General features: G+C 72.4%; 17 protein-coding genes. 8 read left to right on the top strand and 9 right to left on the bottom strand.

The features are described 5' to 3' along the window. Position 1: 1 nt before the first annotated feature. Together F7P10_RS35595 and F7P10_RS35600 are read right to left on the bottom strand one after the other, a co-directional pair. Positions 2 to 1,042 carry a metal ABC transporter substrate-binding protein gene (locus F7P10_RS35595; protein WP_151016466.1) on the bottom strand — a complete coding sequence of 347 codons (1,041 nt, stop codon included), beginning with the start codon at positions 1,040 to 1,042 and terminating at the stop codon, positions 2 to 4. 31 nt (positions 1,043 to 1,073) lie between these two features. Beyond that, entirely contained in the window at positions 1,074 to 1,430 is a 357-nt protein-coding gene (locus F7P10_RS35600; protein WP_151016467.1) for a DUF6703 family protein, read from the bottom strand. A 28-nt stretch (positions 1,431 to 1,458) separates the two neighbouring features. Between F7P10_RS35600 and F7P10_RS35605 the strand changes: the two genes are divergently transcribed. The 3 genes from F7P10_RS35605 (at position 1,459) to F7P10_RS35615 (ending at position 4,919) form a co-directional block, all read left to right on the top strand. Then, positions 1,459 to 1,743: an antibiotic biosynthesis monooxygenase gene (locus F7P10_RS35605; RefSeq protein ID WP_151016468.1), complete on the top strand. Its 285-nt coding sequence runs from the start codon at positions 1,459 to 1,461 to the stop codon at positions 1,741 to 1,743. A 176-nt stretch (positions 1,744 to 1,919) separates the two neighbouring features. After that, the gene (locus F7P10_RS35610; RefSeq protein ID WP_151016469.1) at positions 1,920 to 3,281 is read left to right on the top strand and encodes a DUF1906 domain-containing protein; all 1,362 of its coding nucleotides are present in this window, start codon (positions 1,920 to 1,922) and stop codon (positions 3,279 to 3,281) included. Between the two features lie 249 nt (positions 3,282 to 3,530). Further along, positions 3,531 to 4,919 carry a glycine--tRNA ligase gene (locus F7P10_RS35615; protein WP_176611789.1) on the top strand — a complete coding sequence of 463 codons (1,389 nt, stop codon included), beginning with the start codon at positions 3,531 to 3,533 and terminating at the stop codon, positions 4,917 to 4,919. A 120-nt stretch (positions 4,920 to 5,039) separates the two neighbouring features. On the opposite strand, the gene F7P10_RS35620 is transcribed toward F7P10_RS35615, so the two are convergent. Continuing rightward, positions 5,040 to 5,714: a hypothetical protein gene (locus tag F7P10_RS35620; RefSeq protein WP_151016470.1), complete on the bottom strand. Its 675-nt coding sequence runs from the start codon at positions 5,712 to 5,714 to the stop codon at positions 5,040 to 5,042. A 291-nt stretch (positions 5,715 to 6,005) separates the two neighbouring features. Here F7P10_RS35620 and F7P10_RS35625 point away from each other — a divergent pair, with 291 nt between their 5' ends. Continuing rightward, positions 6,006 to 6,545: a hypothetical protein gene (locus F7P10_RS35625; RefSeq protein WP_151016471.1), complete on the top strand. Its 540-nt coding sequence runs from the start codon at positions 6,006 to 6,008 to the stop codon at positions 6,543 to 6,545. 61 nt (positions 6,546 to 6,606) lie between these two features. Continuing rightward, positions 6,607 to 8,883 carry a protein translocase subunit SecD gene (gene secD, locus F7P10_RS35630; protein WP_151016472.1) on the top strand — a complete coding sequence of 759 codons (2,277 nt, stop codon included), beginning with the start codon at positions 6,607 to 6,609 and terminating at the stop codon, positions 8,881 to 8,883. Positions 8,884 to 8,929: 46 nt separating this feature from the next. Here the strand turns inward: secD and F7P10_RS35635 are convergent, their stop codons facing one another. From F7P10_RS35635 to F7P10_RS35660, 6 genes are all read right to left on the bottom strand, one after another. Next, the gene (locus F7P10_RS35635; RefSeq protein WP_151016473.1) at positions 8,930 to 10,000 is read right to left on the bottom strand and encodes a DUF4190 domain-containing protein; all 1,071 of its coding nucleotides are present in this window, start codon (positions 9,998 to 10,000) and stop codon (positions 8,930 to 8,932) included. 2 nt (positions 10,001 to 10,002) lie between these two features. After that, positions 10,003 to 11,187: a DUF4190 domain-containing protein gene (locus F7P10_RS35640; protein WP_151016474.1), complete on the bottom strand. Its 1,185-nt coding sequence runs from the start codon at positions 11,185 to 11,187 to the stop codon at positions 10,003 to 10,005. Between the two features lie 4 nt (positions 11,188 to 11,191). Beyond that, complete coding sequence (locus F7P10_RS35645; protein ID WP_151016475.1) at positions 11,192 to 12,403, bottom strand: DUF4190 domain-containing protein; 1,212 nt, start codon at positions 12,401 to 12,403, stop codon at positions 11,192 to 11,194. 122 nt (positions 12,404 to 12,525) lie between these two features. Continuing rightward, complete coding sequence (locus F7P10_RS35650) at positions 12,526 to 13,641, bottom strand: DUF4190 domain-containing protein (RefSeq protein WP_151016476.1); 1,116 nt, start codon at positions 13,639 to 13,641, stop codon at positions 12,526 to 12,528. Between the two features lie 78 nt (positions 13,642 to 13,719). Further along, the gene (locus F7P10_RS35655; protein ID WP_151016477.1) at positions 13,720 to 14,994 is read right to left on the bottom strand and encodes a DUF4190 domain-containing protein; all 1,275 of its coding nucleotides are present in this window, start codon (positions 14,992 to 14,994) and stop codon (positions 13,720 to 13,722) included. A 128-nt stretch (positions 14,995 to 15,122) separates the two neighbouring features. Beyond that, positions 15,123 to 17,009 carry a glycoside hydrolase family 15 protein gene (locus F7P10_RS35660; RefSeq protein ID WP_254716189.1) on the bottom strand — a complete coding sequence of 629 codons (1,887 nt, stop codon included), beginning with the start codon at positions 17,007 to 17,009 and terminating at the stop codon, positions 15,123 to 15,125. A gap of 352 nt (positions 17,010 to 17,361) precedes the next feature. Between F7P10_RS35660 and ppdK the strand changes: the two genes are divergently transcribed. The 3 genes from ppdK to F7P10_RS35675 all read left to right on the top strand — a co-directional run bounded on the left by ppdK (position 17,362) and on the right by F7P10_RS35675 (position 22,254). After that, positions 17,362 to 20,040: a pyruvate, phosphate dikinase gene (ppdK, locus tag F7P10_RS35665; protein WP_151016478.1), complete on the top strand. Its 2,679-nt coding sequence runs from the start codon at positions 17,362 to 17,364 to the stop codon at positions 20,038 to 20,040. A 105-nt stretch (positions 20,041 to 20,145) separates the two neighbouring features. Further along, a complete protein-coding gene (locus tag F7P10_RS35670) occupies positions 20,146 to 20,925 on the top strand; it encodes a YdcF family protein (protein WP_151016479.1) in 780 nt (259 codons plus the stop codon). Positions 20,926 to 20,985: 60 nt separating this feature from the next. After that, on the top strand, positions 20,986 to 22,254 hold the full coding sequence (locus tag F7P10_RS35675) for a deoxyguanosinetriphosphate triphosphohydrolase (RefSeq protein WP_151016480.1): 1,269 nt from the start codon (positions 20,986 to 20,988) through the stop codon (positions 22,252 to 22,254). The last annotated feature ends 82 nt before the right edge of the window (positions 22,255 to 22,336 follow it).

The following is a 22,336-nucleotide window of genomic DNA, read 5'->3' on the forward strand; positions in this document are numbered from 1 at the left end:
TTCATGAGCATCCGAGGGCGGGCCGCAGGGTTTCCAGGTTCTTGTTCATGATCGTCATGTAGTCGTCGGACGAGCCCTCCTCGACGCCCTCGACCGGGTCGAGGACGGCGGTCTTCACACCGGCCTCCCGGGCGAGCGTCTCGGCGACCTTCGGGCTGACCAGCGTCTCGGTGAACACGGTCGTCGCGCCCGCCTCCTTGATGTGCTCCGTCAGCTCGGCCAGCCGCGCGGGGGAGGGCTCGTTGGACGGGTCGACGCCGGCGATCGCGACCTGCGTGAGGCCGTACCGGTCCGTGAGGTAGCCGAACGCGGCGTGCGCGGTGACGATCTCCTTGCGCTCGCACGTCGCGAGGCCGTCCTCGAACTTCCCGTCCAGGTCGGTGAGCCGCTTCGCCACCGCCTGCGCGCGGCTCGCGTACTCGCCCGCGTTCTCGGCGTCCACCTTCGCGAGCCGGTCGCCGAGCGCGGTGGCGATCGTCGCCATGCGGCTCGGGTCCAGCCAGAGATGCGGGTCGTAGCCGGCGTCGCCGTGGTCGTGCCCGGCCTCGCCCTCGTGCCCGGCTTCGCCCTCGTGCCCGGCCTCCGCCTCGCCCTCATGGCCGTGCTCGTGCCCGGCCTCGCCCTCGCCCTCGTGCTCGTGGCCGTGCCCCTCCTCCTCGGTGGGCGGCGGCAGCGTCTTCACCGCGCCCGCGACGTCGAGCGAGGACTCCTTCGCGTGCTGCTGGACCGCGTCGTCCACGGCCGGCTGCATGCCCTTCAGGTAGACGGTGAGGGGGGCCTCCTGGACGCTCGCGACCTGCTTGGCGGTCAGCTCCAGGTCGTGTGGCTCGGCCCCCGGCGCGGTGAGTGTCCGCACGTGCACGTCGTCTCCGCCGACCTGGCCCGCCAGCCACGCCATCGGGTAGAAGGACGCGACGACCTCGGTGGTCCCGGCCGGGGCGGCGGTGTCGGAGCCGCCGCAGGCGGTGAGGCCCGCCGCCAGCCCGGTCAGGGCGAGCGCGGCCGCGGGGAGGTTTCGCAGGGTTTTGCGGGATCTGAGCACGTAGGTAGTATGCGAAACCTGAAAATGGTTGTCAAAATCGACCAAGGATGCGCGCCACGCCGAAACCGGCCAGAGCGGTCACCGCGACGACCCGCAGCAGCCGTCCGGACGCGTCCAGCGCGGGCCAGTTGAGGTAGGCGAACCAGCCGAGGAACAGCGCGAGCACGAACAGCCCCGCCGCCGCGGGCACGCCCGTCCCGGCCATGCCGAGCACCAGCAGCGCGAACACCGCGACGAGCAGCACCCAGGTCGGCAGCCGGTGCAGGAACACCACCGGAGCCGCGCTCCACCGCTCCACCGCCGCCCGCAAGCCCGTCGATCCCGCCGATCCCGTCGGCCCGGTCGATCCCGTCGCGCGTCCGCCCGGCATCCCGCCTCCCCTCTCCACGCGCCCAACGTACTGCCAGGATGGGCGGATGATCGCGATAACCCGGTACCGGGTTCCCGGCGCGGAGGCCGACGGCTTCGCCGCCCGCATGAGCGCGGTGCTCACCGCGCTGTCCGCCAGTCCCGGGTTCCGCACCGGCAGGCTCGCCCGCACCGTCGACGAGCCCGTCCTGTGGGCCCTGGTCACCGAATGGGACGGGGCGGGATTCTACCGGCGCGCCCTCGGCGTGCCCGCCGTCCGGATGGAGTTCATCCCGCTGGCCGCGTACGCCGTGGACGAGCCCGGCGCCTACGAGGTCGTGACCACCGCCTAGATCGGCCGCCCGCGCGGGAACGGCCGTTCCCGGCACGCGCGTCGGCGCCCCAAAACCGGGCAACCGCCGGGCAAGATCCTTCCGGGGATCGTTTCGCCCCGGCGTCCGAGGTGATCTTTGCCGCGTCACGATCACGTCGCGGGCCGCCCGGCCCGGCGTTCCACGGGGGAGACGCGATGCGCCATGCCGTCCTGCTCAGCGCGCTGTCCGGGGCGGCGGTCCTCGCGCCCCTCGGCGCGATCCTCGCGGCGGCCCCCGCCCGGCCTCCCGCCGGTGCGCCCGCCGCCCCGGCCGCCGCGACTGCCGCCGCGACCGCCGCCGCGGAGCCGGGGCGCGTCGTCCGCTACCGGGGGCTGAGCGTCCCGGTGCCGGACGGGTGGGAGGTGCACCGCCTCGACCGGGACCCCGGCCGCTGCATCCGGTACGACCGCCGCGCCGTCTACCTCGGCCGGCCCGGCCCGCAGCCCGACTGCCCGGCCCGCGTCGCCGGGCGCACCACGGCCGTCCACATCGCGCCGATCGGCGTGCGCGATGTGGACGGCCGCCCGTCCCGGACCGCCGTCCGCGCCGACCGGCTCGCCCGGTACACCGTCGCACCGTCCGTCGACCGCGAGGCGCGGCTCGCGCTGCCCGAGGCCGGCGTGGCGATCACCGGTGTGTACGGCGACGGACCGGAGGCGCTCCAGCGGTTGCTGCGCGGCATCCGCCTCGGCTCCTCCTGGGCCGCCGACGACGCCCCCACCACGGGCACTCCCACCACGGGCACCCCCACCACGGGCGGCCCCGGCGTCGAACCCGCGCCGTCCACCGTCCGTCCGCCGGACGGCGCCGAGGCCCCCGCCGCGGCGCCCCGACGGCCGTGGACGCGCGGCCGCGGGTTCGACACGTGCACCGCACCGGCCCTCGACACGATGGCGCGCTGGCGGAAGGCGTTCGAGGTGACCAACATCTACATCGGCGGCGCGGCGCGCGGCTGCGCGCAGCCGAACCTCACCGCGGCGTGGGTGCGGAAGGTCCGCGAGATGGGCTACCGGATCACCCCGACCTACGTGGGGCACCAGGCGCCGTGCGGCCCCCGCCCGCAGCGCTTCACCCGGCGCAACGCGGTGGCGCAGGGCCGCGCGAACGCCGCGGACGCCGTCGCCAAGGCCCGGGACCTCGGGATCCCGGGTGGCGAGCCGATCTATCTCGACGTGGAGGCCTACGACAGCTCCAAGAGCGGGTGCCGCAAGGCCGTGCTCGACTTCGTCGACGCCTGGGTGCGCGAGGTGGAGAGGCGGGGCTACCGGCCCTGCATGTACAGCAGTTCGGCGTCCGGCGTCCGCGACGTCGCGCGGGCGTCCGGGATCAGCAAGCCCGAGGGCATCTGGTTCGCCAACTGGGACGGGCGCGCGAGCGTGTACGGCGACAAGTACTTCTCCGACGACCTCTGGTCCCCGCACCGGCGCATCAAGCAGTACCGGGGCCCGCACAGGGAGCGGCACGGCGGCGTCACGCTCAACATCGACAGCAACGTCGTGGACGGCCTCGTGTACTGACCCGTCCGCTGACGGGGCGCCGACCGGACGCGCGGCGGAAAAGCCCTCGCGGACGCGCGCGGACTGTGCGAGCCTCGCGGCAGCGGACCCGCTCCGGTGCTCTAAGCTGGGGAATGCTCTGAGGCGCCCGGGGAGGACCGCGCCTCGGGCGCACATCACCGGGGATCACACTCGCCGCCGCCCGCCGTTCCGCGGGCCGGGGGCGCACTCACTGTCCCGCCGACCGCCAGCCGGATGGAGAAAGTATTCATGGCACGCCGTTCCGACGTGATGGACACGATCGTCAACCTCGCCAAACGGCGGGGCCTGGTCTACCCGTCGAGTGAGATCTACGGCGGGCTCCGTGCCTCCTGGGACTACGGCCCCCTCGGCGTCGAGCTCAAGAACAACGTGAAGCGCCAGTGGTGGAAGTCCATGGTGCAGGGCCGCGACGACATCGTCGGCCTCGACTCGTCGGTCATCCTGGCCCGCGAGGTCTGGGAGGCCAGCGGCCACGTCCGGGAGTTCACCGACCCGCTGACCGAGTGCCAGTCCTGCCACAAGCGCTTCCGGGCCGACCACCTCGAGGAAGCCTACGAGGAGAAGCACGGCCGCGCGCCCGCCGGCGGCCTGAACGACCTGACCTGCCCGAACTGCGGCGTCAAGGGCTCGTTCACCGAGCCGCGGATGTTCAACGGCCTGCTCAAGACCTACCTCGGCCCCGTCGAGGACGAGTCGGGCCTGGCCTACCTGCGGCCCGAGACCGCGCAGGGCATCTTCATCAACTACAAGAACGTCGAGCAGTCCGCGCGCCGCAAGGTCCCGTTCGGCATCGGCCAGATCGGCAAGTCGTTCCGCAACGAGATCACGCCGGGCAACTTCATCTTCCGGACCCGCGAGTTCGAGCAGATGGAGATGGAGTTCTTCGTCAAGCCCGGCAGCGACGAGGAGTGGCACCAGTACTGGATCGACGAGCGGTTCCAGTGGTACGTCGACCTCGGCATCCGTAAGGAGAACCTGCGGCTGTACGAGCACCCGGCCGAGAAGCTGTCGCACTACTCCAAGCGGACCGTGGACGTGGAGTACCGGTTCAACTTCGTCGGCGGCGAGTGGGGCGAGCTGGAGGGCGTCGCGAACCGCACCGACTACGACCTGTCGACGCACTCCAAGGCGTCCGGCGCCGACCTGTCGTTCTTCGACCAGGAGTCCGGCGAGCGGTTCGTCCCGTACGTCATCGAGCCCGCGGCCGGTGTCGACCGCTGCACGCTGACCTTCATGATGGACGCCTACGCCGAGGACGAGGCCCCGAACGCCAAGGGCAAGCTGGAGAAGCGCACCGTGATGCGCCTGGACCGGCGGCTCGCCCCGGTCAAGGTCGCGGTGCTGCCGCTGTCGCGCAACGCCGACCTGTCGCCGAAGGCACGCGACCTGGCCGCGCAGCTGCGCCGGAACTGGAACGTCGACTTCGACGACGCCGGCGCCATCGGCCGCCGCTACCGCCGGCAGGACGAGATCGGCACCCCGTTCTGCGTCACGGTCGACTTCGACACCCTCGACGATGACGCGGTGACCGTCCGGGAGCGCGACACGATGAGCCAGGAGCGCATCGCGCTCTCGCAGGTCGAGGCGTTCCTCGCGGCGCAGCTCGTCGGCTGCTGACGCGACGTCCCTGGCAGGACGTCCGCACGCGATGGGCCGCGAGCACGAGGACGGGCCGCCCCGGGGGATGGGGGCGGCCCGCCGTCGTGGGAAGCCGGGACGTGCCGGGGGAGCGACCGGTCAGCTGGTGACGTACAGCGACTGGTCGTAGGTGCCCGACCCGGCGGACGACTCGCCGGTCAGCTCGTAGGTCGCGGTGACGGTCGCCGTGGACGGGCAGAGGAAGCTGCCGCCCTGCTTGGAGACCGTCGCGCCGTTCACGCCGACCTGCGCCTCGCCGCTGCCGGTGTCGGGCCGGTTCGCGTTGTCGCCGTTGAAGCCGTCCGCGGTCAGCGTGCCGCCGAACACGCAGGTGATGCCGCCGAACAGGTCCACGACGGCCTGGACCCGGAAGTTGGCGATCGTGACGCTCGCGTCCCGTCCGTTCGTCCCGGCCGGGTCGTGGGCGACGGCGCCGCCCGTCCACGGCAGGTTCTGCGCGGTGATGGTGGACGACGTGGTCCCGGAGCAGGGGCCGCCGCCCGCGCCGCTGAAGCTCGCCGCGGCGATGGCGAGGCCGGTGCCGTCGGAGTTCACCGACCCGGTCATCGTCGACTCCGCGCAGGAGCCGTCGCCGATCACCGTGGAGACCGTCGCGACGCCGAGCAGGGACGCCTGGACGTTGCCGGCGTACGGGGCGGCGGTCGCCGAGCCCGCGCGGATGGTGGTGGTCGCGGCCGAGGCGGGGGTCGCGCTCGCGGCCAGGACGGCCAGCGCGGCCGTCCCCATGATCGCAGCCTGTCTGATTCGTGCCACCGGATGCTCCTTTGTTCGGTTCGGGGTGGGCATTGTGAAAGTAATTCGCTTTTCATGGCGCTGCAATACCGGCCGGTAAGTACAGCACCGACCGGATCCGGACACCCGGCCGTCCCGGCAGGTCGGACGGCCCTGGCCGGAATGGGAACGGCGATGTGGCGGCGAACGTCCTTGACATGAAAGTTCGTCGGTTGGTCAAACCCTCGGCGAACCGGACGCGTCCGGCCGCCGGTGTGGGCTAGGTTTGCCACAGCGTTCGGGGCGAGCCGCGACCATCGAGGGGGAGGGACCATGCAGCACCCTCCCGCCGCATCGGCATGCGCACCGGCATCGGCCCGCGTTCCCGGCGGACGGACGGCGCTGCGAGCGCGCGCTTCGCGGTACGCCCGGCACCGGGCGGCGGCCCCCGCGGGCCTCCTCGCCCGGATGCTCGTCGTCGCGCTCGGGCTGCTCGGCCTGGTCGGCGGGCACGGGCCGCACACCGCCGCGTCCGGCGCCTCCGGGGCGTCCGCGTCGTTCGCCGGGACGGGGCCGCGCACCGGCACGGTCCTGGGCGTCCCGTCCCGGGGACGCGCGCAGCACGCGGGCCTCGCCGACCGCGGGGGCCACGGCCGGCACGCGGAGTCCGCCGCCGCGGCGCTCGCCCGGCAGGCCGCCGGGCTCGCCGCCCCCGCGCCGCCCGGCTGGCAGGCCGCGCCGCCGGCCCCCGGCCCGGACGTCCGGCCGCCGCGCGCACCGGCCGTCCGCTCGGCGCCCGCCTCCGACCGTCCGGCGTCGGCCCCGCGCGCCGCCCCACGCGGCCGCGCCCCGCCCGCCCCCGCACGGATCTGACGACCCGTTCCCGGCGCCGCGTCCCCGGCGGCGCCGACGTTCCCGTGTGGAGGTTTCCCCTTTGACTCGCGCCACCCTGGTGCGGGCGGTACTGGCGTTCGCCGTGCTCGCCGCATCGCTGTACTTCGCGCTGAAAGAACCCGCCCGCCTGGGCCTCGACCTGCGCGGCGGCACGCAGATCGTCCTGGAATCGCAGGACACGCCGCAGGTCAAGGCGAACCGGGAGTCCACCGACCGGGCCCGCGAGGTCCTGCAGCGCCGGATCAACGCGCTCGGCGTCGCCGAGTCGTCGATCACCCGTTCCGGCGAGCGGCGGCTGATCGTCGAACTGCCCGACGTGCAGGACCCGCGCGCCGCCGCCGAGGTGATCGGCCGCACCGCCCAGCTCACCGTCCACCCCGTCCTGCCGCCCACCACCGGCGAACTCCAGCAGGGCCAGCAGCGGATCAACGACGAGAGCGGCCAGCCGATCATCATCGGACCGGCACGGCTCACCGGCGACCAGATCGGCGGTGCCGAGGCCGTCTACGACCCGCAGAACCTCAGCGGCTGGGCCGTCACCATGGACTTCCGGGCCAACGGCGACGACATCTGGCAGCGGATGACCGCCGAGGCCGCCTGCAAGGCCGGTGACGAGCGGCGCGCGGCGATCGTCCTGGACGGACGGGTGATCTCCTCGCCCGGGGTCGTGCAGAGCGTCCAGTGCGGCGTCGGGATCAGCGGCGGGTCCACCCAGATCACCGGCGATTTCACCCCCGACGAGGCCAAGGACCTCGCGGCGCTGATCGAGGGCGGCTCGCTGCCCGTCCCGGTCAAGGTCATCGAGCAGCGGGTGATCGGCCCGACGCTCGGGGACGAGGCCATCGACGCCAGCGCCAAGGCGGCGATCATCGGCATCGTGCTGACCGGCCTGTTCATCGTCGCCGTCTACCGCATCGCGGGCTTCCTAGCGATCATCGGGCTCTGCGCGTACGCGCTCATCTCCTACGGCGCGCTCGTCGCCATCGGCGCGACGCTGACCCTCCCCGGCCTCGCCGGGTTCGTCCTCGCCATCGGCATGGCCATCGACGCGAACGTCCTGGCGTTCGAACGGGCCCGGGAGGAACGCGGGATGGCCCCCGGCCGGCATCCGCGCCTCGCGCTCTCGACCGGCTTCGACAAGGCGTGGTCGGCGATCGCCGACTCCCAGGTCACGACCCTGCTGGCCGCCGCCCTGCTGTTCTTCCTCGCGTCCGGCCCGGTGAAGGGCTTCGGGGTCACGCTCAGCATCGGCGTCATCGCCTCGCTGATCTCGGCGATGCTGCTCACCCGGACCCTGACCGACACCGCCGCGGCATGGATGCCGCGGGTGATGAGGTCGCGTGCCGGCGGCCTCAGCGGCCCCGGCCGCATCCGGCGGTGGCTGGAGAGCAACGGGCCCGACCTGATGAAGCGGCGCCGGCTCTGGCTCGGGATCTCCGGTCTCGCGGTCGTCCTCGCCGTCACCGGCATCGCCACCCGCGGCCTGAACTTCGGTGTCGAGTTCACCGGCGGCCGCATCGTCGAGTACTCCACGACCAGGCCCGTCGACATCGACACGGCGCGCTCGGTCGTCTCCGACGCCGGATTCCCCCGCGCGATCGTCCAGACGTCGGGCGACCAGGACATCTCCGTCCGCACCAGCGACCTCAGCAACGACGAGGTCGTGGAGATCCAGAACGCGCTCGCGGAGGAGGGCGGCGGTGCCACCAAGCAGCGCGACGAGCTGATCGGGCCGAGCCTGGGGGACGAGCTGCGGCAGAAGGCGCTGATCGCGCTCGGTGTCGCGCTGATCGTCCAGCTCGCCTACCTGACCATCCGGTTCCGCTGGACGTTCGGCGCGGGCGCTGTCCTCGCGATGTTCCACGACATCCTGATCGTCATCGGCGTCTTCGCGTGGCTCGGCAAACCCATCGACGGCGTCTTCCTCGCCGCCCTGCTCACCGTCATCGGCTACTCGGTCAACGACTCGGTCGTCGTGTTCGACCGGGTGCGAGAACTGTGGGGCGCGAACCCGAAGAAACCGTTCGCCGAGGTCGCGAACATGGGCGTGCTGCAGACGATCCCGCGGACCGTCAACACCGGCATGGGCGCCCTGTTCATCCTCGGCGCGCTCGCCGTCCTCGGCGGCGACTCGCTCACCGACTTCGCGATCGCGCTGCTGATCGGCATCATCGTCGGCACGTACTCCAGCGTGTTCACCGGGACGCCGCTGGCGATCGAGTTCGAGCGGTTCGCCAAGTCGCCGCCGCCGCACGCGAAGAAGAAGTCCGGTCCGTCCCGTCCCCGCTCGGCGGACGACTCGGGCGCCGTCGTCTGACCGGACGCGCCGCCGGCACCTCGAGGGGCGCCGGCGGCGCGGGCCGTCAATCCTTCGACACGATCGACTTCTCCAGCTCGGTGCGGTCGAGCAGGCCGACGAAGCAGATGACCGGCCGCTTCCGCACCCCGTCCCTGTTCGCCCCGATGAGCCAGGTGAGCTCCAGTTCGGCGGTCGGTGCGGCCGGGAGCATCTTCCGTGCCTCCGCGACGCACTTGCGCTCGGCCTTCTCCTCGATGCCCTTCTCGGAGACCGGGTCCCACGTCGCGCCCTCGAAGGCGACGAGGTCGAAGTCGGCGTACACCTGGTAGCGGTGGGGTTCCGTGCACGGAACGGGCCTCGCGATCTGGTCGGCCCAGTTCTGCTGATCGAGATCGTCCAGGTCTTCGATGCACTCACCGATCGGCAACCGGCTGTACGTCGTGTTGTCCTGGTCCAGCGTCTCGCCGAGCCGAGTGTCGAGGGTCTCCGGCCCGACGTAGTGCACGGCGCAGGTGATCACCGGTTCCTCGCCGGCGTCCTTCGAGACGGACACGTACGGCTTGAGGTGCTCGAGGAGGCGGCTCTTCTCCAGGTACGCCGCCTTCTGGTCGCACAGCGGGGTGGCCTGCTCGACCGGGGTCGTTCCGGCCTTCGCCGTCACCGCGTCGAAGGGGGCCAGCGCAATGACCTCGCCCTGGTGGGGCTCGTCGCACGGAACGGCCTCCACCAGCGTGATCTCGACGGCGTCCGGCCGGACGCCCGCGTAGCAGTCGCCCTCGCGGAGCGTCGAGAAGCGCACCTTGCCGTCCGCGGCGACCTCCCCGGAGGCGGGCTCCGTGCCGGACGCCGGCACGATGACGACGATAGCGGCCGTCCAGGCCACGACCCAGGCGAGGGCCGCGCCCAAGCCGCCGACGGCGAGTCCCTTGCCCCGGCTCGACCCGTGCCGCACCCGGACGAGCGCGGCGATGCCGAAGGCGAGCGCGAGCGGCACGATCCCGAGCAGCCCGGTGACGAGGGCGCCGATCGCGAGCCCGCCGGTGCGCGGCGGGGCTTCGCCGGCGGTGGCGTCGGGGTCGACCACAGGGGGTTCGTCACCGCTGTCAGCGCCCGGTGGCATTATCACTGGAGCCATTCCTAATCCTTGACGATCGACTTCTTCAGCGGCACGTCGCCGGGCAGGCCGACCAGGCAGAGGGTCTCCCGGCTCCCGTTCCACGTCTGCGGCGTCGGCGTGATGTACGTGAACTCGTACTCGACGCCCTCCTCCTCGTCGATCGCGTCCCAGAACCGGTCGTCGCAGCCCTTCTCGGACACCTTGTCGATGTACTCCTGCTCGGGCAGGATCGCCGGGTCGCCGTCCTGGTACGGGAGGTCGAACACCGCGTACACCTGGTAGGGGTGCGGCTTCGTGCAGGGCGACGACCTCATGTACTCGGCCGCCCGCATCCCCTCGAGTTCCTCGACGCATTCGCCGACCCGCAGGTAGTCGTACTTCTTCAGGGAGTCGTCCAGCGTCTCCGCCAACCTGGTGGTGATCGGCTCGGCGCCGATGTAATGCATCGCGCAGACGATGTCCTCGTCGTCGCCCAGGTGCTCGGGCGAGTAGGTGTAGGGCTCGAGATCGTCGTAGTAACGGCTCGTATCGAGGTAGGCGGTCCGGGCCGGGCAGACGTCCGTCCCGACCAGCAGCCGCGCGCCGGTCGATATCCGGGCGACGACCTCCCCGCGATGCGGCTCCGTGCAGGGCACCGCGTCCACGAGCGTGATCCGGGCGTCGTCCGGCCCGAAGCCGGTGTAGCAGTCGCCCTCGCGCAGCGTCGAGATGTGGACCCTGCCGCCGTCGGTGATCCGGCCGGACGCGTTCCGGTCGACCGAGAACGTCGACACCAGCATGACGCCCGCGACGGCTACCGCGGTCACGATCCAGGCGAGCGAGGCGGCCAGGCCGCCGAACGCGAGGCCCTTCCCCTTGTGCGTCGGGCGCCGCAGGACGACGAGGGCGGCGATGCCGAACGCGATGGCGAGCGGGACGAGGCCGAGCAGCCCGGTGACCAGTGTGGTGATCGCGAGCCTGCTCGTCCGCCGGGGTCCGGCGGGTGCCGGGGGAGGCGGTGCGTGCATGGGCGGCCCCGGCGGCACGGCTCCGGGCGGGGGAGGCGGTGCCGGGGGCCTACTCGGCGGCGGGACGGGACCGGCCGGTGCGACCGCGGCGTCGGGCGACGCCCAGACGGTCGCGGACGCGGCGTCGGCGGGCTCGGCGCCCGTCCCGTCATCGGGCTCGCGGTCCCGGGGCGAATCGGGATTCGAGGGCGTGGTCATGACGTCAGCCGCCCACGATCGACTTCGTCAGCGGGGCGCCGCCCACCGCGCCGACGAGGCAGATGACCTCGGGGCTCCCGTACCAGGACAGTTCGGTCGGCGTTATCCACAACATCTCGTAGTCGGCGTCCGGGGCGTTCTTGAGCGCCGCGTTCCACCGCTTGTCGCAGCCTTCCTGCCCTTCTTGGTCGAGAACCCTCTGGGCGGGTGCCTTCCCGGTGATGGAGGCGGGGACGTCGAACGCGGCGTACATCTGGTACCGATGGGGTTCATCGCAGGGGAGGAGTGTGACGGAGCCGCTGACCTTCGACGGCGCGCCGGTGTCGATCTCCGCCATGCAGTCTCCCACCCGCAGTTCGTCATGGAGGCGCCGGTCGGCGTCCAGCGTGTCGGCCAGCGGGGTGCCGAGTGTGCCCGATGCCGTGTAGTGCATCGCGCAGACGATCTTCTCCTCCCTGTCGGCCAGGGTCAGCCCGCCGCCCGGTTCGGGCAGGTAGAGGTACGGCTGGAGGTCGTCGTAGAACCGGCTCTTGCTCGTCCACTCGGTGTGCACCTGGCAGAGCAGGTCGGCTCGCTCGAAGGGGGTTCCCGTGCCGAACTCGGCCGCCGTCCCGGCCGGCAGCCGGGCGGTTATTTCACCCCGGTGGGGCTCGGTGCACGGGACCGCCTTCACGAACATGACGTCCTCGGCGTCCGGTGCGAAGCCCGTGTAGCAGTCGCCCTTCCGAAGTGACGCGAGGTGGACCGTGCCACCGTCCGTGATCGCCCCGGATTCGTCCCGTTCGACGGTGAACGCCGGCAGGAACACGCCGGTCGCGGAGGCCACCGCGATCACGCCCCAGACGAGCGCCGCGACCAACCCGCCGATGGCGAGGTTCCGGCCCTTCTCCGCACTTCGCCGCAGGACGACGAGGGCGGCGATGCCGATGGCGATGGTGAGCGGTATGAGGCCGAGCAGCCCGGTGACCAGCGTGGCGATCGCGAGCCGGTTCGTCTGCCGCGGCTCGGCGGGCGCCGGGGGCCGGGACGCGTCCGGCACCGAGCCGGGCGGGGGCGTCGCGGGCGGCGGAGGCGGCGGGACGGGATCGGCCGGTGCGGCCGCGGCGTCCGGCGGCGACCAGACGGCCGGGGAGGCGGACTCCGAGGGCTCGGTGTCCGAGGGCTCGGAGTCCGGTGGGTCGCCGGAGGGTGTACGGGGGTGGGGTGGCGTGCTCACGGGGCAGAACGTTAAAGATCTTGCATAACGAACCGCGCACATTTGGCAGGAAGTGCCAAAATGGCCGGTGTCGGACAGTCCGGAGCCTGGGCAGGTTTCTTCACGGTTCGTTCGCGGGCGGCTCAACCCGGCATGATCGAGCCCTGCATGCCTTCACCCGTGGCACGCACGGTGCACAGCACGGTCAGGATGCCGATGCTCCATTCCGCTTGATGCGGCAGCACGGCGTCGATCTCCAGGCCGGGTTTCGGGGGCACCTTCCGGAACAGGGACCCGGCTTCGGCGGAGCATCTCCCGAGTGCTTCCGGATAGAGGACCTCCCCGAAGGGATATGGGGGCAGGGAGCCTGGAGCGTAGGTGCCGTCCAGGGAGATCTCGTATGTCGCGAACACCTCGTTCCAGTGCGGCTCGCCGCACGGGACGACGGACGTCACGATCGGCCTCTCCAGCGTCCAGCTTCTGACGCATGTCCCGGGGGTCAATTGCTCGTAGGTCTTCAGCGAGTGATCCACCGTGGCGGCGAGGGGCGTCCGGAGTTCGCCCTCCGGCAAGTGCTGGGCGCAGACGATCCAGCGTTCACGCCCTTGCCCCCGACCGGCCGCCGGCACGCCGAAGTAGGGTTCCAGCCGCTCGTGCGCACGGCTCTTGCGCAGGTACGTGTATCTGCCCGTGCAGAGGACGTCGGGCGTGTCGGGGATCGCGTCGTCGGGCAGGGGGATCCGGGCGATGATCTCGCCGGTGTGCGGCGTGGTGCAGGGAACCGCCAAGACGGTTCCGAGTTCCTCGACGGGCGTCATGGGGTCGTATCCGGTGAAACAGTCGCCTTCCTGGAGCTCCGCGAACGGAGCCTCGCCGGCCACCGTGATCGTGCCGGACTCGTTGCGTTCGAGGGAGGAGCCCGAGGCGGAGAGGACCGCGACGAGCGTTCCGGCCACCGTCCAGGTGAGCGACGCGGCCAGCGCGGCGACGGCGAGGGCCCGCCCCCTCTGCGTCCCCCGCCGGAGCCGGACGAGAGAGGCGACGGCGAACCCGAGCGCGACCGGCACGAGACCGAGCAGTCCGGTGACCAGGGCGATGACGGCCGTCCGGTCCATTCGTCTCGGGGGCTCGGGGGACGGCGGCTCCGGGGCCCCCGGCGCGGCCCCGTCGGGGGCCTCCGGCGGGGTGGCGGGTACGGCGTCCGGCGGCGCCCAGGGACGGTTCCGGCCGATGTCATCGGCGTCGGGCGGTGTGGTCACGGCGCAGGAATGTAATGATCTTGTATAACGAACCGTGCATTCTTGGTGCCTGTCGTCGAAACGTGATCAATGCGGCGGTCACCGCGGGGCGAGGGAGCCTCTCAGGTTCTCGCCGGGCCTGGTGAGCGTGCACACGACCGTCCGGATACCGACCTCCCAGTCGGCCGGGGAAGGCGGGATCGCGAAGAGTCGCAGGCCGGAGCCCGGCGGGCGGGGCCAGGTCTTGACGGCGAGTGCCTCGCACTGATTCCCCACCCGTGCTTCGAGGACCTCCGGGCCCGGATACGCAGGGTAGGCGAGGGGATGGTCGCCCAGGTCGGGCTCGATCTCGTAGGTGGCGAAGACCTGGGCGAAGTGCGGCTTGGAGCAGGAGACCCGGGACACGTGCGGGTGCTTCCCCTGGACCGGTTTCCCGATGCAGTTCCAGCGGGCCAGTTCCTCGTAGGTCCGCACCTTCTTGCTCACCGTCCCGGCCAGCCGCCCCTCGAGTTCGTCGTCGCTGTGCAAGGCGCAGATGAGCTGCCGGCGGCCCAGCCGCCACCCCACGGCGTTGGGCACCTCGTAGTAGGGCTTCAGGGTCGGGTACCGGGGGCTCTTGCGCAGCCGGACGATCTCGCTCCCGCACACGACGCGCGCCGCCCGTTCGACGCGCTCGTCCCCCGGCCACGGCGCGTCGGGCAGGGTCGTGCGCAGGATCACCTCGCCCGTGTGGGGCTCGGTGCACGGCACCGCCTTCACCATCCGGAGCTCCTCGGTGGAGTCGTAGCCGGTGAAGCAATCGCCCTTCCGCAGCAGCGTGAACAGCGTCGTTTCGGCCCTCCGGATCTCGCCCGATTCGTCACGCTCGACCCGGAACAGGGCCTCCGCGGCAACCGGCAGCAGCAGGTAGGCGGCCGCGGACCAGGCGAGGGAGGCGGCGATGCCCACGACGGCGAAACTCTTGCCCGCCCGGTTCCGGCGCCGCCGGAACACGAGGGCGCCGATGCCGAAGAGGAGAGCGACCGGTACGAGGCCGAGGAGCCCGGTGACCAGGGCGATGATGGCCGCGGCGCCCGTCCGCCGCTGCCCGTCCGGAGGCGGAGCGCCCGGGGCTCCCGGCCCCGGCGGAGGGTACCCCGGGGCGGGCAAGGGCGCGTGCGTGCCGGCGGGGTGCAGGGGAGGCGCGGCGTCCATCTCGGGGAGGTCCCCGAAGGACGGCGCGGCCGTACCGGGCTGGTCCGCGAAGGGGACGGCGCCCGTCGGGGACGTGGGGAAGGGGACGGCGCCCGTCCCCGGAGCGTCCGGGAACGGGACGGCGCCCGTCGGCCGCGTCGGGCTGTCGTCGGCGCCGTGGGCGTCCGGTGGCGTGGTCACACGGCGAATCTAATGATCTTGAACGACGGAACGGGTCCGATTTCGGGTCCGGCGCCGAATTTGACCATTGTCGGCCGTTTTGGTGAAACGTGCCGTGGCCGGGACGGGCCCGGCCACGGCGGGGAGGGTCAGGCGAGCGGCGGCTGGTCCTCGTCGTTCTCCGCCCGGATCACCTGCATGACCGCGTTGATCAGTGCCAGGTGCGTGAACGCCTGCGGGAAGTTGCCGAGGTGGCGGCCCGTGTGCGGGTCGATCTCCTCGGCGTAGAGCTGCAGCGGGCTCGCGTACGACAGCAGCTTCTCGCACAGCGCCCGGGCCCGGTCCAGCTCGCCGATCAGGACGAGCGTCGAGACCAGCCAGAACGAGCAGATCGTGAACGTGCCCTCGTCGGACTCGAAACCGTCGTCGGTCTCCGCAGCGCGGTAGCGCAGGACGAGATCGTCCTCGGAGAGCTCGTCGGCGATCGCCAGGACGGTCTCGCGGACCCGCTTGTCGTCGGCGGGCAGGAACCCGAGCAGCGGGATCAGCAGCGCCGAGGCGTCCAGGGCCGTCGCGCCGTAGTGGGCGGTGAACACCCCGCGGTCGTCGAGGGCGTTGGCGAGGACGTCCGCGTGGATCTCGTCCGCGGCGGCCTGCCACCGGCGGGCTCGCTCGGCGTCGCCGCGGATGCGGGCCAGCCGGGCGCCGCGCTCGGCCGCCACCCAGCAGAAGACCTTGGACGAGGTGAAGTGCTGGGGTTCGCCGCGCACCTCCCACATGCCGCAGTCGGGGGTGCGCCAGTTGGCGAGCGCGTCCTCCACCTGCTTCACGATGATCTTCCACAGCCGGTCGTCGAGGCGGTCGCGCTTGCGCACGAACAGGTAGACCGAGCCGATGATCGCGCCCCACACGTCGTGCTGGGCCTGCATGTACGCCTCGTTGCCGATGCGGACGGGACGGGCGTTGTCGTAGCCCGCCAGATGATCGAGCGTCGACTCGGGCAGCTCCTCCCGCCCGTCGAGCCCGTACATGATCTGCAGCTTGCCCTCGGCGGCCTCGGCGACGTCGGTGATGAAGTAGAAGAAGTCGTTGGCCTCCCAGTCGTAGCCGAGCGTGTAGAACGCCCACAGCGCCATCGTGGAGTCGCGGATCCACGTGTAGCGGTAGTCCCAGTTCCGGTCGCCGCCGGGGGCCTCGGGCAGCGAGGTCGTCGCCGCCGCCGCGACCGCGCCGGACGGCGCGAACGTCAGGCCCTTCAGGGTGAGGGCGCTGCGCTGCAGGTGGGCGCGCCACGGGTGGTCGGGGAACCGCCCCCGGTCCAGCCAGTGCTGCCAGTGGTGCACGGTCCAGACGAGCCGTTCCTGCGCCTCCTTGTAGGTGGCGGGAGCGGCGTGCTCGCTCCAGGACAGGGCGACGAACCGGGCCTCGCCCTGCTTGAGGAGCGTGCGGGCGGTCGCGAGGGACCCCTCGAAGCCGACGTTCATGTCGGTGGTGAGCCGCAGCCCGACGCCGTTCCCGCGCGCGGCGGCCTCGTGGTAGCCCGCGCCGGTGTGCTCCCAGCGCGCGGGCGTCTGGCCGTAGTCGAACACCGGCATGCAGTCGAGCCGGACCTGCACCTGGCCGTTCACGCAGCGCACCATCCGGAGCAGGACGTGGTCGGCGTCGTAGTCCGTGGGCGCGCGGCGGTGCGTGTGGGACCGTTCCGTCTCGTGGTGCCAGGGGCCCATGAGCAGGGCGTCCGTCACCACCAGCCAGCCCCCGTGCACCCACCAGGTCGTCTCCATGACCATGGTGCCGGGGATGTAGCGCTGCGCCGCGGGGACCTCCACCCCGGCCGGGCCGACCCGGAAGTACCCGGCGTCGCGGTCCAGGATGGACCCGAACACGCTCGGGGAGTCCATCTTGGGCAGGCACATCCACTCGATGTTGCCGCTGGGGGCTACCAGCGCGGTCGTCTCGCAGTCGGACAGGAATCCGTAATCGGCGATGGGGGCGAACGGATCTCCCGCCCGGCCGCCGGCGACCTTCGGCCTCACAGCCTCACCTCCTTGATCCTCCATCATTCCCTCTCGCGTCCGGTGGGTACGCCATCACGGGCGCGAATGTCGCCCCGGCGCCGGAGACCGGCCCGGGGAATCTGTGACGCATGTCCGGAACGGGTCCGGTGGAATAGACCACCGACCGTGGAATAGACCACTATCCGGGTATTGACCTGCGAGAACGCCCCTCCGCCGATGGGGCGCCGAACAAAGCCTCGCGGCGCGGGTACAGTCCCGGCAAACAGGGCAGCGGACCCGCCGCAGCCTGGGGGAACGCGATGACGCGCGCCTCCGGGGGAGCGGGACCGGACCTGTCCCTGGCCGGAATCGGAGCGTAAAGGAGCTCCCCGTGGCGAAGTTCGTGTACGACTTCACTGAGGGCAACAAGGACCTCAAGGATCTGCTGGGCGGCAAGGGCGCCAACCTGGCCGAGATGACCAACCTCGGACTGCCCGTGCCTCCCGGGTTCACGATCACCACGGAGGCGTGCCGGCACTACCTCGAGCACGGCGGCGTCCCGGACGGGCTCGAGGACGAGGTGAACCGGCACCTCGCCGGGCTGGAGCGCGCGATGGGCAAGCGGCTCGGCCAGCCCGACGACCCGCTGCTGGTGAGCGTCCGGTCCGGCGCCAAGTTCAGCATGCCGGGCATGATGGAGACCGTCCTGAACGTCGGCCTCAACGACGAGTCGGTGCACGGCCTCGCGGCGCAGGCCGGGGACGAGCGGTTCGCGTGGGACTCCTACCGGCGGCTCATCCAGATGTTCGGCGGCACGGTCCTGGGCATCGACGGCGAGCTGTTCGAGGACGCCGTCGAGGCCGCGAAGCGGGCCCGCGGCACCGACGACGACGTGGACCTCACCGCCGAGGACTTCAAGGACCTCGTCGAACGGTTCAAGGGCATCGTCCGCGATCGGGCCGGACGCGAGTTCCCCGCGGACCCGCGCGAGCAGATGGACCTCGCCGTCCGCGCCGTGTTCGACTCCTGGAACGCGCCCCGCGCGATCCTGTACCGGCGCCAGGAGCGCATCCCGGTCGACCTCGGCACCGCCGTGAACATCTGCTCGATGGTCTTCGGGAACCTCGGCATGGACTCCGGGACGGGCGTCGCGTTCACCCGCGACCCCGCGTCCGGCCAGCAGGGGATCTACGGCGACTACCTGCAGAACGCGCAGGGCGAGGACGTCGTCGCCGGCATCCGGAACACGGTCGCGCTGACCGAGCTGGAGCGCCTCGACAAGGCGTCCTACGACCAGCTGCTCCAGATCATGGAGAAGCTGGAGAACCACTACCTCGACATGTGCGACATCGAGTTCACGATCGAGCGCGGCAAGCTGTGGATGCTGCAGACCCGCGTCGGCAAGCGGACCGCCGCGGCGGCGTTCCGGATCGCCTGCCAGCTGCTCGACCAGGGCCTCATCGACGCCGACGAGGCCGCCCGCCGCGTCAAGGGCGACCAGCTCGCGCAGCTGATGTTCCCCCGCTTCACCTCCACCACCGACGGCATCGCCAAGCTCACCCGCGGCATGAACGCCTCGCCGGGCGCCGCCGTCGGCAAGGTCGTGTTCACCTCCGAGCGGGCCGTCGAGCTGGCCGGACGGGGCGAGGACGTCATCCTCGTCCGCCGCGAGACCAACCCCGACGACCTCGCCGGGATGGTGGCCGCCCGGGGGGTCCTGACGTCCCGCGGCGGTAAGACGTCGCACGCCGCGGTCGTCGCCCGCGGCATGGGCAAGACGTGCGTGTGCGGCGCCGAGGAACTCGACGTCGACGTCAAGGCGGGCCGGTTCACCGCGCCGGACGGGACGAGTGTGGCCGAGGGCGACGTGATCTCGATCGACGGGTCGTCCGGCGACGTGTACCTCGGCGAGGTCCCGGTCGAGGACTCCCCGGTCGTCCGGTACTTCGAGGGGGAGCTGGCCGCCGCCGACGGCGACGACCTCGTCAAGGCGGTGCACCGCGTCATGCGGCACGCCGACGAGCGCGCCGCGCTGGCCGTCCGCGCCAACGCCGACAACCCCGAGGACGCGGCGCGCGCCCGCCGGTTCGGCGCGCGGGGCATCGGGCTCTGCCGCACCGAGCACATGTTCCTCGGCGACCGGCGGCGGCTGGTCGAGGCGCTGATCCTCGCCGCGGACGACGCCGAGCGGCAGGCCGCGCTGGACGCGCTGGAGCCGCTGCAGCGCAGCGACTTCGAGGGCATCTTCGCGGCCATGGACGGGCAGCCGGTCACGATCCGGCTGATCGACCCGCCGCTGCACGAGTTCCTCCCCGACCTCACGGAGCTGTCGGTGAAGGTCGCGCTCGCCGGCGACGGCGCGGACCCCAGGGACCGCAGGCTCCTGGAGGCGGTCAACCGATTGCACGAGCAGAACCCTATGTTGGGATTGCGGGGTGTGCGCCTGGGTTTGGTGATTCCCGGCCTCTTCTCCATGCAGGTGCGTGCGATCGCCGAGGCCGCGGCGGCGCGGCGGAGCGCGGGCGGCGACCCGCGCCCCGAGATCATGATCCCGCTCGTCGGCGCGGTGCAGGAGCTGGAGGCCGTCCGCGACGAGGCGCGCGAGATCCTCGCGGGCGTCGCGGGGGAGACCGGGGTGGACGTGCCCGCGCTGATCGGCACCATGATCGAGCTGCCCCGCGCGGCGCTGACCGCCGGGCAGATCGCCGAGGCCGCCGAGTTCTTCTCCTTCGGGACGAACGACCTGACCCAGACGACGTGGGGCTTCTCCCGCGACGACGTCGAGGCCGCGTTCTTCTCCCGGTACCTGGAACTCGGGATCTTCGGCGCGTCCCCGTTCGAGACCCTCGACCGCGACGGCGTCGGACGGCTCGTCCGGATCGCCGCCGAGGAGGGGCGCCGCGCCCGTCCGGGCCTCAAGCTCGGGATCTGCGGTGAGCACGGCGGCGACCCGGACTCGGTGCACTTCTGCCACGAGGTCGGCCTCGACTACGTGTCGTGCTCGCCGTTCCGGGTACCCGTGGCGCGGCTCGAGGCGGGCCGCGCCGCGATCGCCGCGTCCGGCGGCTGAACGGCCCCGCGCGGCGGCCGGGCGCGCCGGCCGCCGCGCGGGCGACACGCTCGATTCGCGAACTTCGCACATGTGCCGGACCATCTAACTAGCGTGTTCGACACGATGACGTTGGAAGTGGAGCCGCCGAAGTCCGCGCCGGGGGGCCGGGGCGGACGGCACGGCCGGCGGGGCGGCGCGTCCCGGGCGGTGATCCCGGTCGGGATCGTCCTCGGCCTGCTGATCGTCGCCCTCCTCACCCCGCTCACCATCGCCGCGCGCGTCTGGTACGAGGCGCGCCAGGACGAGCGTCCGCACTCGGACGCGATCGTCGTGCTGGGGGCCGCGCAGTACAACGGGAAACCGTCCCCGACCCTGCGGTGGCGGCTGCAGCACGCGCTGGACCTCTACCGGGACGGGGTCGCGCCCACGATCGTCACCGTCGGCGGCAAGCAGCCCGGCGACAACTACACCGAGGCGGGATCGGGCCGCCGCTGGCTGGTCGAGGAGGGCGGCGTGCCCGCCGGGGACGTCGTCGCGGTGCCCACCGGACGCGACACGCTGCAGAGCTTCGAGGCCGTCGGGCGGCTGTACGACGCCCGCGGCTGGTCGTCGGGCGTGATCGTCTCCGACCCGTGGCACTCGTTCCGGTCCGAGCGGATGGCGGTGGACCACGGCATCGAGGCCACCGCGTCCCCGACGCGGAGCGGCCCGAGCGTCCAGACCCGCGAGACGCAGGTGTACAACATCGTCCGCGAGACGGGCGCCTACCTGTCCTACACGTTCCTCGGCGGCGACGGCGAGCCCGCGACGCGGCCCGGCGCGGCGCGGGACGCCCCCGCGGGCGACCCCGCCGGGGGCTCGGCGGGGGACGGCGCCGCCGGCGCCCGGACGTCCGGGCGGTGACGCGGATCCCTCGCCCGGCGGACCCGAGGCGTCACGGCCGCCGCTTAACCTGGACGTGAGATGACCACTTACACCGATCACGACCGGCGGCGCTGGGCGCCCGAGCCCGCCAAGCGGCGCGACCGGACCGCGTTCGAACGCGACCGGGCGCGCGTCCTGCACAGCGCGGCGCTGCGCAGGCTGGCGGCCAAGACCCAGGTCGCCTCGCCGGGCGCCGACGCGTCCGCCGACACCGTGCAGAGCCTGCGCACCCGGCTCACCCACTCGCTGGAGTGCGCCCAGGTGGGACGCGAGCTGGGCAAGGCGCTGGGCTGCGACCCCGACCTCGTGGAGACGGCCTGCCTGTCGCACGACATCGGGCACCCGCCCTTCGGGCACAACGGGGAGGCGGCTCTGGACGTCGTCGCGCGCGAGTGCGGCGGATTCGAGGGCAACGCGCAGAGCCTGCGGGTGCTGACGAGGCTGGAGCCCAAGTCGTTCGCCCTGGACGGGCCGCCCCTGCACGGCCGCAGCGTCGGCCTCAACCTGACGCGGGCGGCGCTGGACGCCGCGATGAAGTACCCCTGGGGGGCGGGCTCGTCGCAGGCCGAGGCCGCCAATGGCAAGTTCGGGGTCTACCAGGACGATCTGGACGTCGCGAGCTGGGTGCGGGAAGGCGTCGAGGCCGGCCGGACGTGCTTCGAGGCCCAGGTCATGGACTGGAGCGACGACGTCGCCTACTCCGTCCACGACCTTGAGGACGCGCTGGTCGCCGGGCACATCGACTTCGCCCGGCTCGCCGACCCCACCGAGCGCCGCCTCGTCGCCGCGACCGCACGCAAGCTGTACTGCGCCGACGCCGACCTGGCCGAACTGGAGGAGCGTTTCGCGACGCTGCTCGCCGAGCCGTACTGGCCGTCCCGGTACGACGGCACCCCGCGCAGCCTCGCGGCGCTGAAGAACCTCACGAGCACGCTGATCGGCCGGTTCTGCCTGGCCGCCGAGGACGCGACGCGGGACGCCCACGGCGACCGCCCGCTGACCCGGTACGCCGCGGAGCTGGTCGTCCCGCGCGCGACCCGGCTGGAGAACGCGCTGCTCAAGGGCATCACCGCGCACTACGTGTGGATCAGCCACGAGGAGATCCGGGCGCGCCAGCGCGCGCTGATCACCGAGCTGGCCGAGCTGACGCTCGCGGGCGCCCCCGGAAGCCTCGAACCGGGGTTCCGCGCCGCGTTCGAGGAGGCCGGCGACGACGCGGGACGGCTGCGCGCGGTCGTCGACCAGATCGCCTCGCTCACCGACCTCTCGGCGATCGCCCGCCACGAGCTGCTGACCGGCACCGGCTGACCGCGGGTACCCGCCCGGCCACGGGTGGCCGGCCGGGGAGACCGGCCGATCGGCGACACGGCGTCCGGCGCGCCCTCCCCTT

It is taken from the genome of Actinomadura sp. WMMB 499 (assembly GCF_008824145.1).
Taxonomy (GTDB): domain Bacteria; phylum Actinomycetota; class Actinomycetes; order Streptosporangiales; family Streptosporangiaceae; genus Spirillospora.

Excerpts from the sequence above, each read along its gene's own strand:
- F7P10_RS35670 (WP_151016479.1), top strand. The coding sequence starts at position 20,146 with ATGACGTTGGAAGTGGAGCCGCCGAAGTCCGCGCCGGGGGGCCGGGGC.
- F7P10_RS35640 (WP_151016474.1), bottom strand. The coding sequence starts at position 11,187 with ATGACCACGCCCTCGAATCCCGATTCGCCCCGGGACCGCGAGCCCGAT.
- F7P10_RS35675 (WP_151016480.1), top strand. The coding sequence starts at position 20,986 with ATGACCACTTACACCGATCACGACCGGCGGCGCTGGGCGCCCGAGCCC.
- F7P10_RS35635 (WP_151016473.1), bottom strand. The coding sequence starts at position 10,000 with ATGGCTCCAGTGATAATGCCACCGGGCGCTGACAGCGGTGACGAACCC.
- F7P10_RS35605 (WP_151016468.1), top strand. The coding sequence starts at position 1,459 with ATGATCGCGATAACCCGGTACCGGGTTCCCGGCGCGGAGGCCGACGGC.
- F7P10_RS35615 (WP_176611789.1), top strand. The coding sequence starts at position 3,531 with ATGGCACGCCGTTCCGACGTGATGGACACGATCGTCAACCTCGCCAAA.
- F7P10_RS35610 (WP_151016469.1), top strand. The coding sequence starts at position 1,920 with ATGCGCCATGCCGTCCTGCTCAGCGCGCTGTCCGGGGCGGCGGTCCTC.
- F7P10_RS35625 (WP_151016471.1), top strand. The coding sequence starts at position 6,006 with ATGCAGCACCCTCCCGCCGCATCGGCATGCGCACCGGCATCGGCCCGC.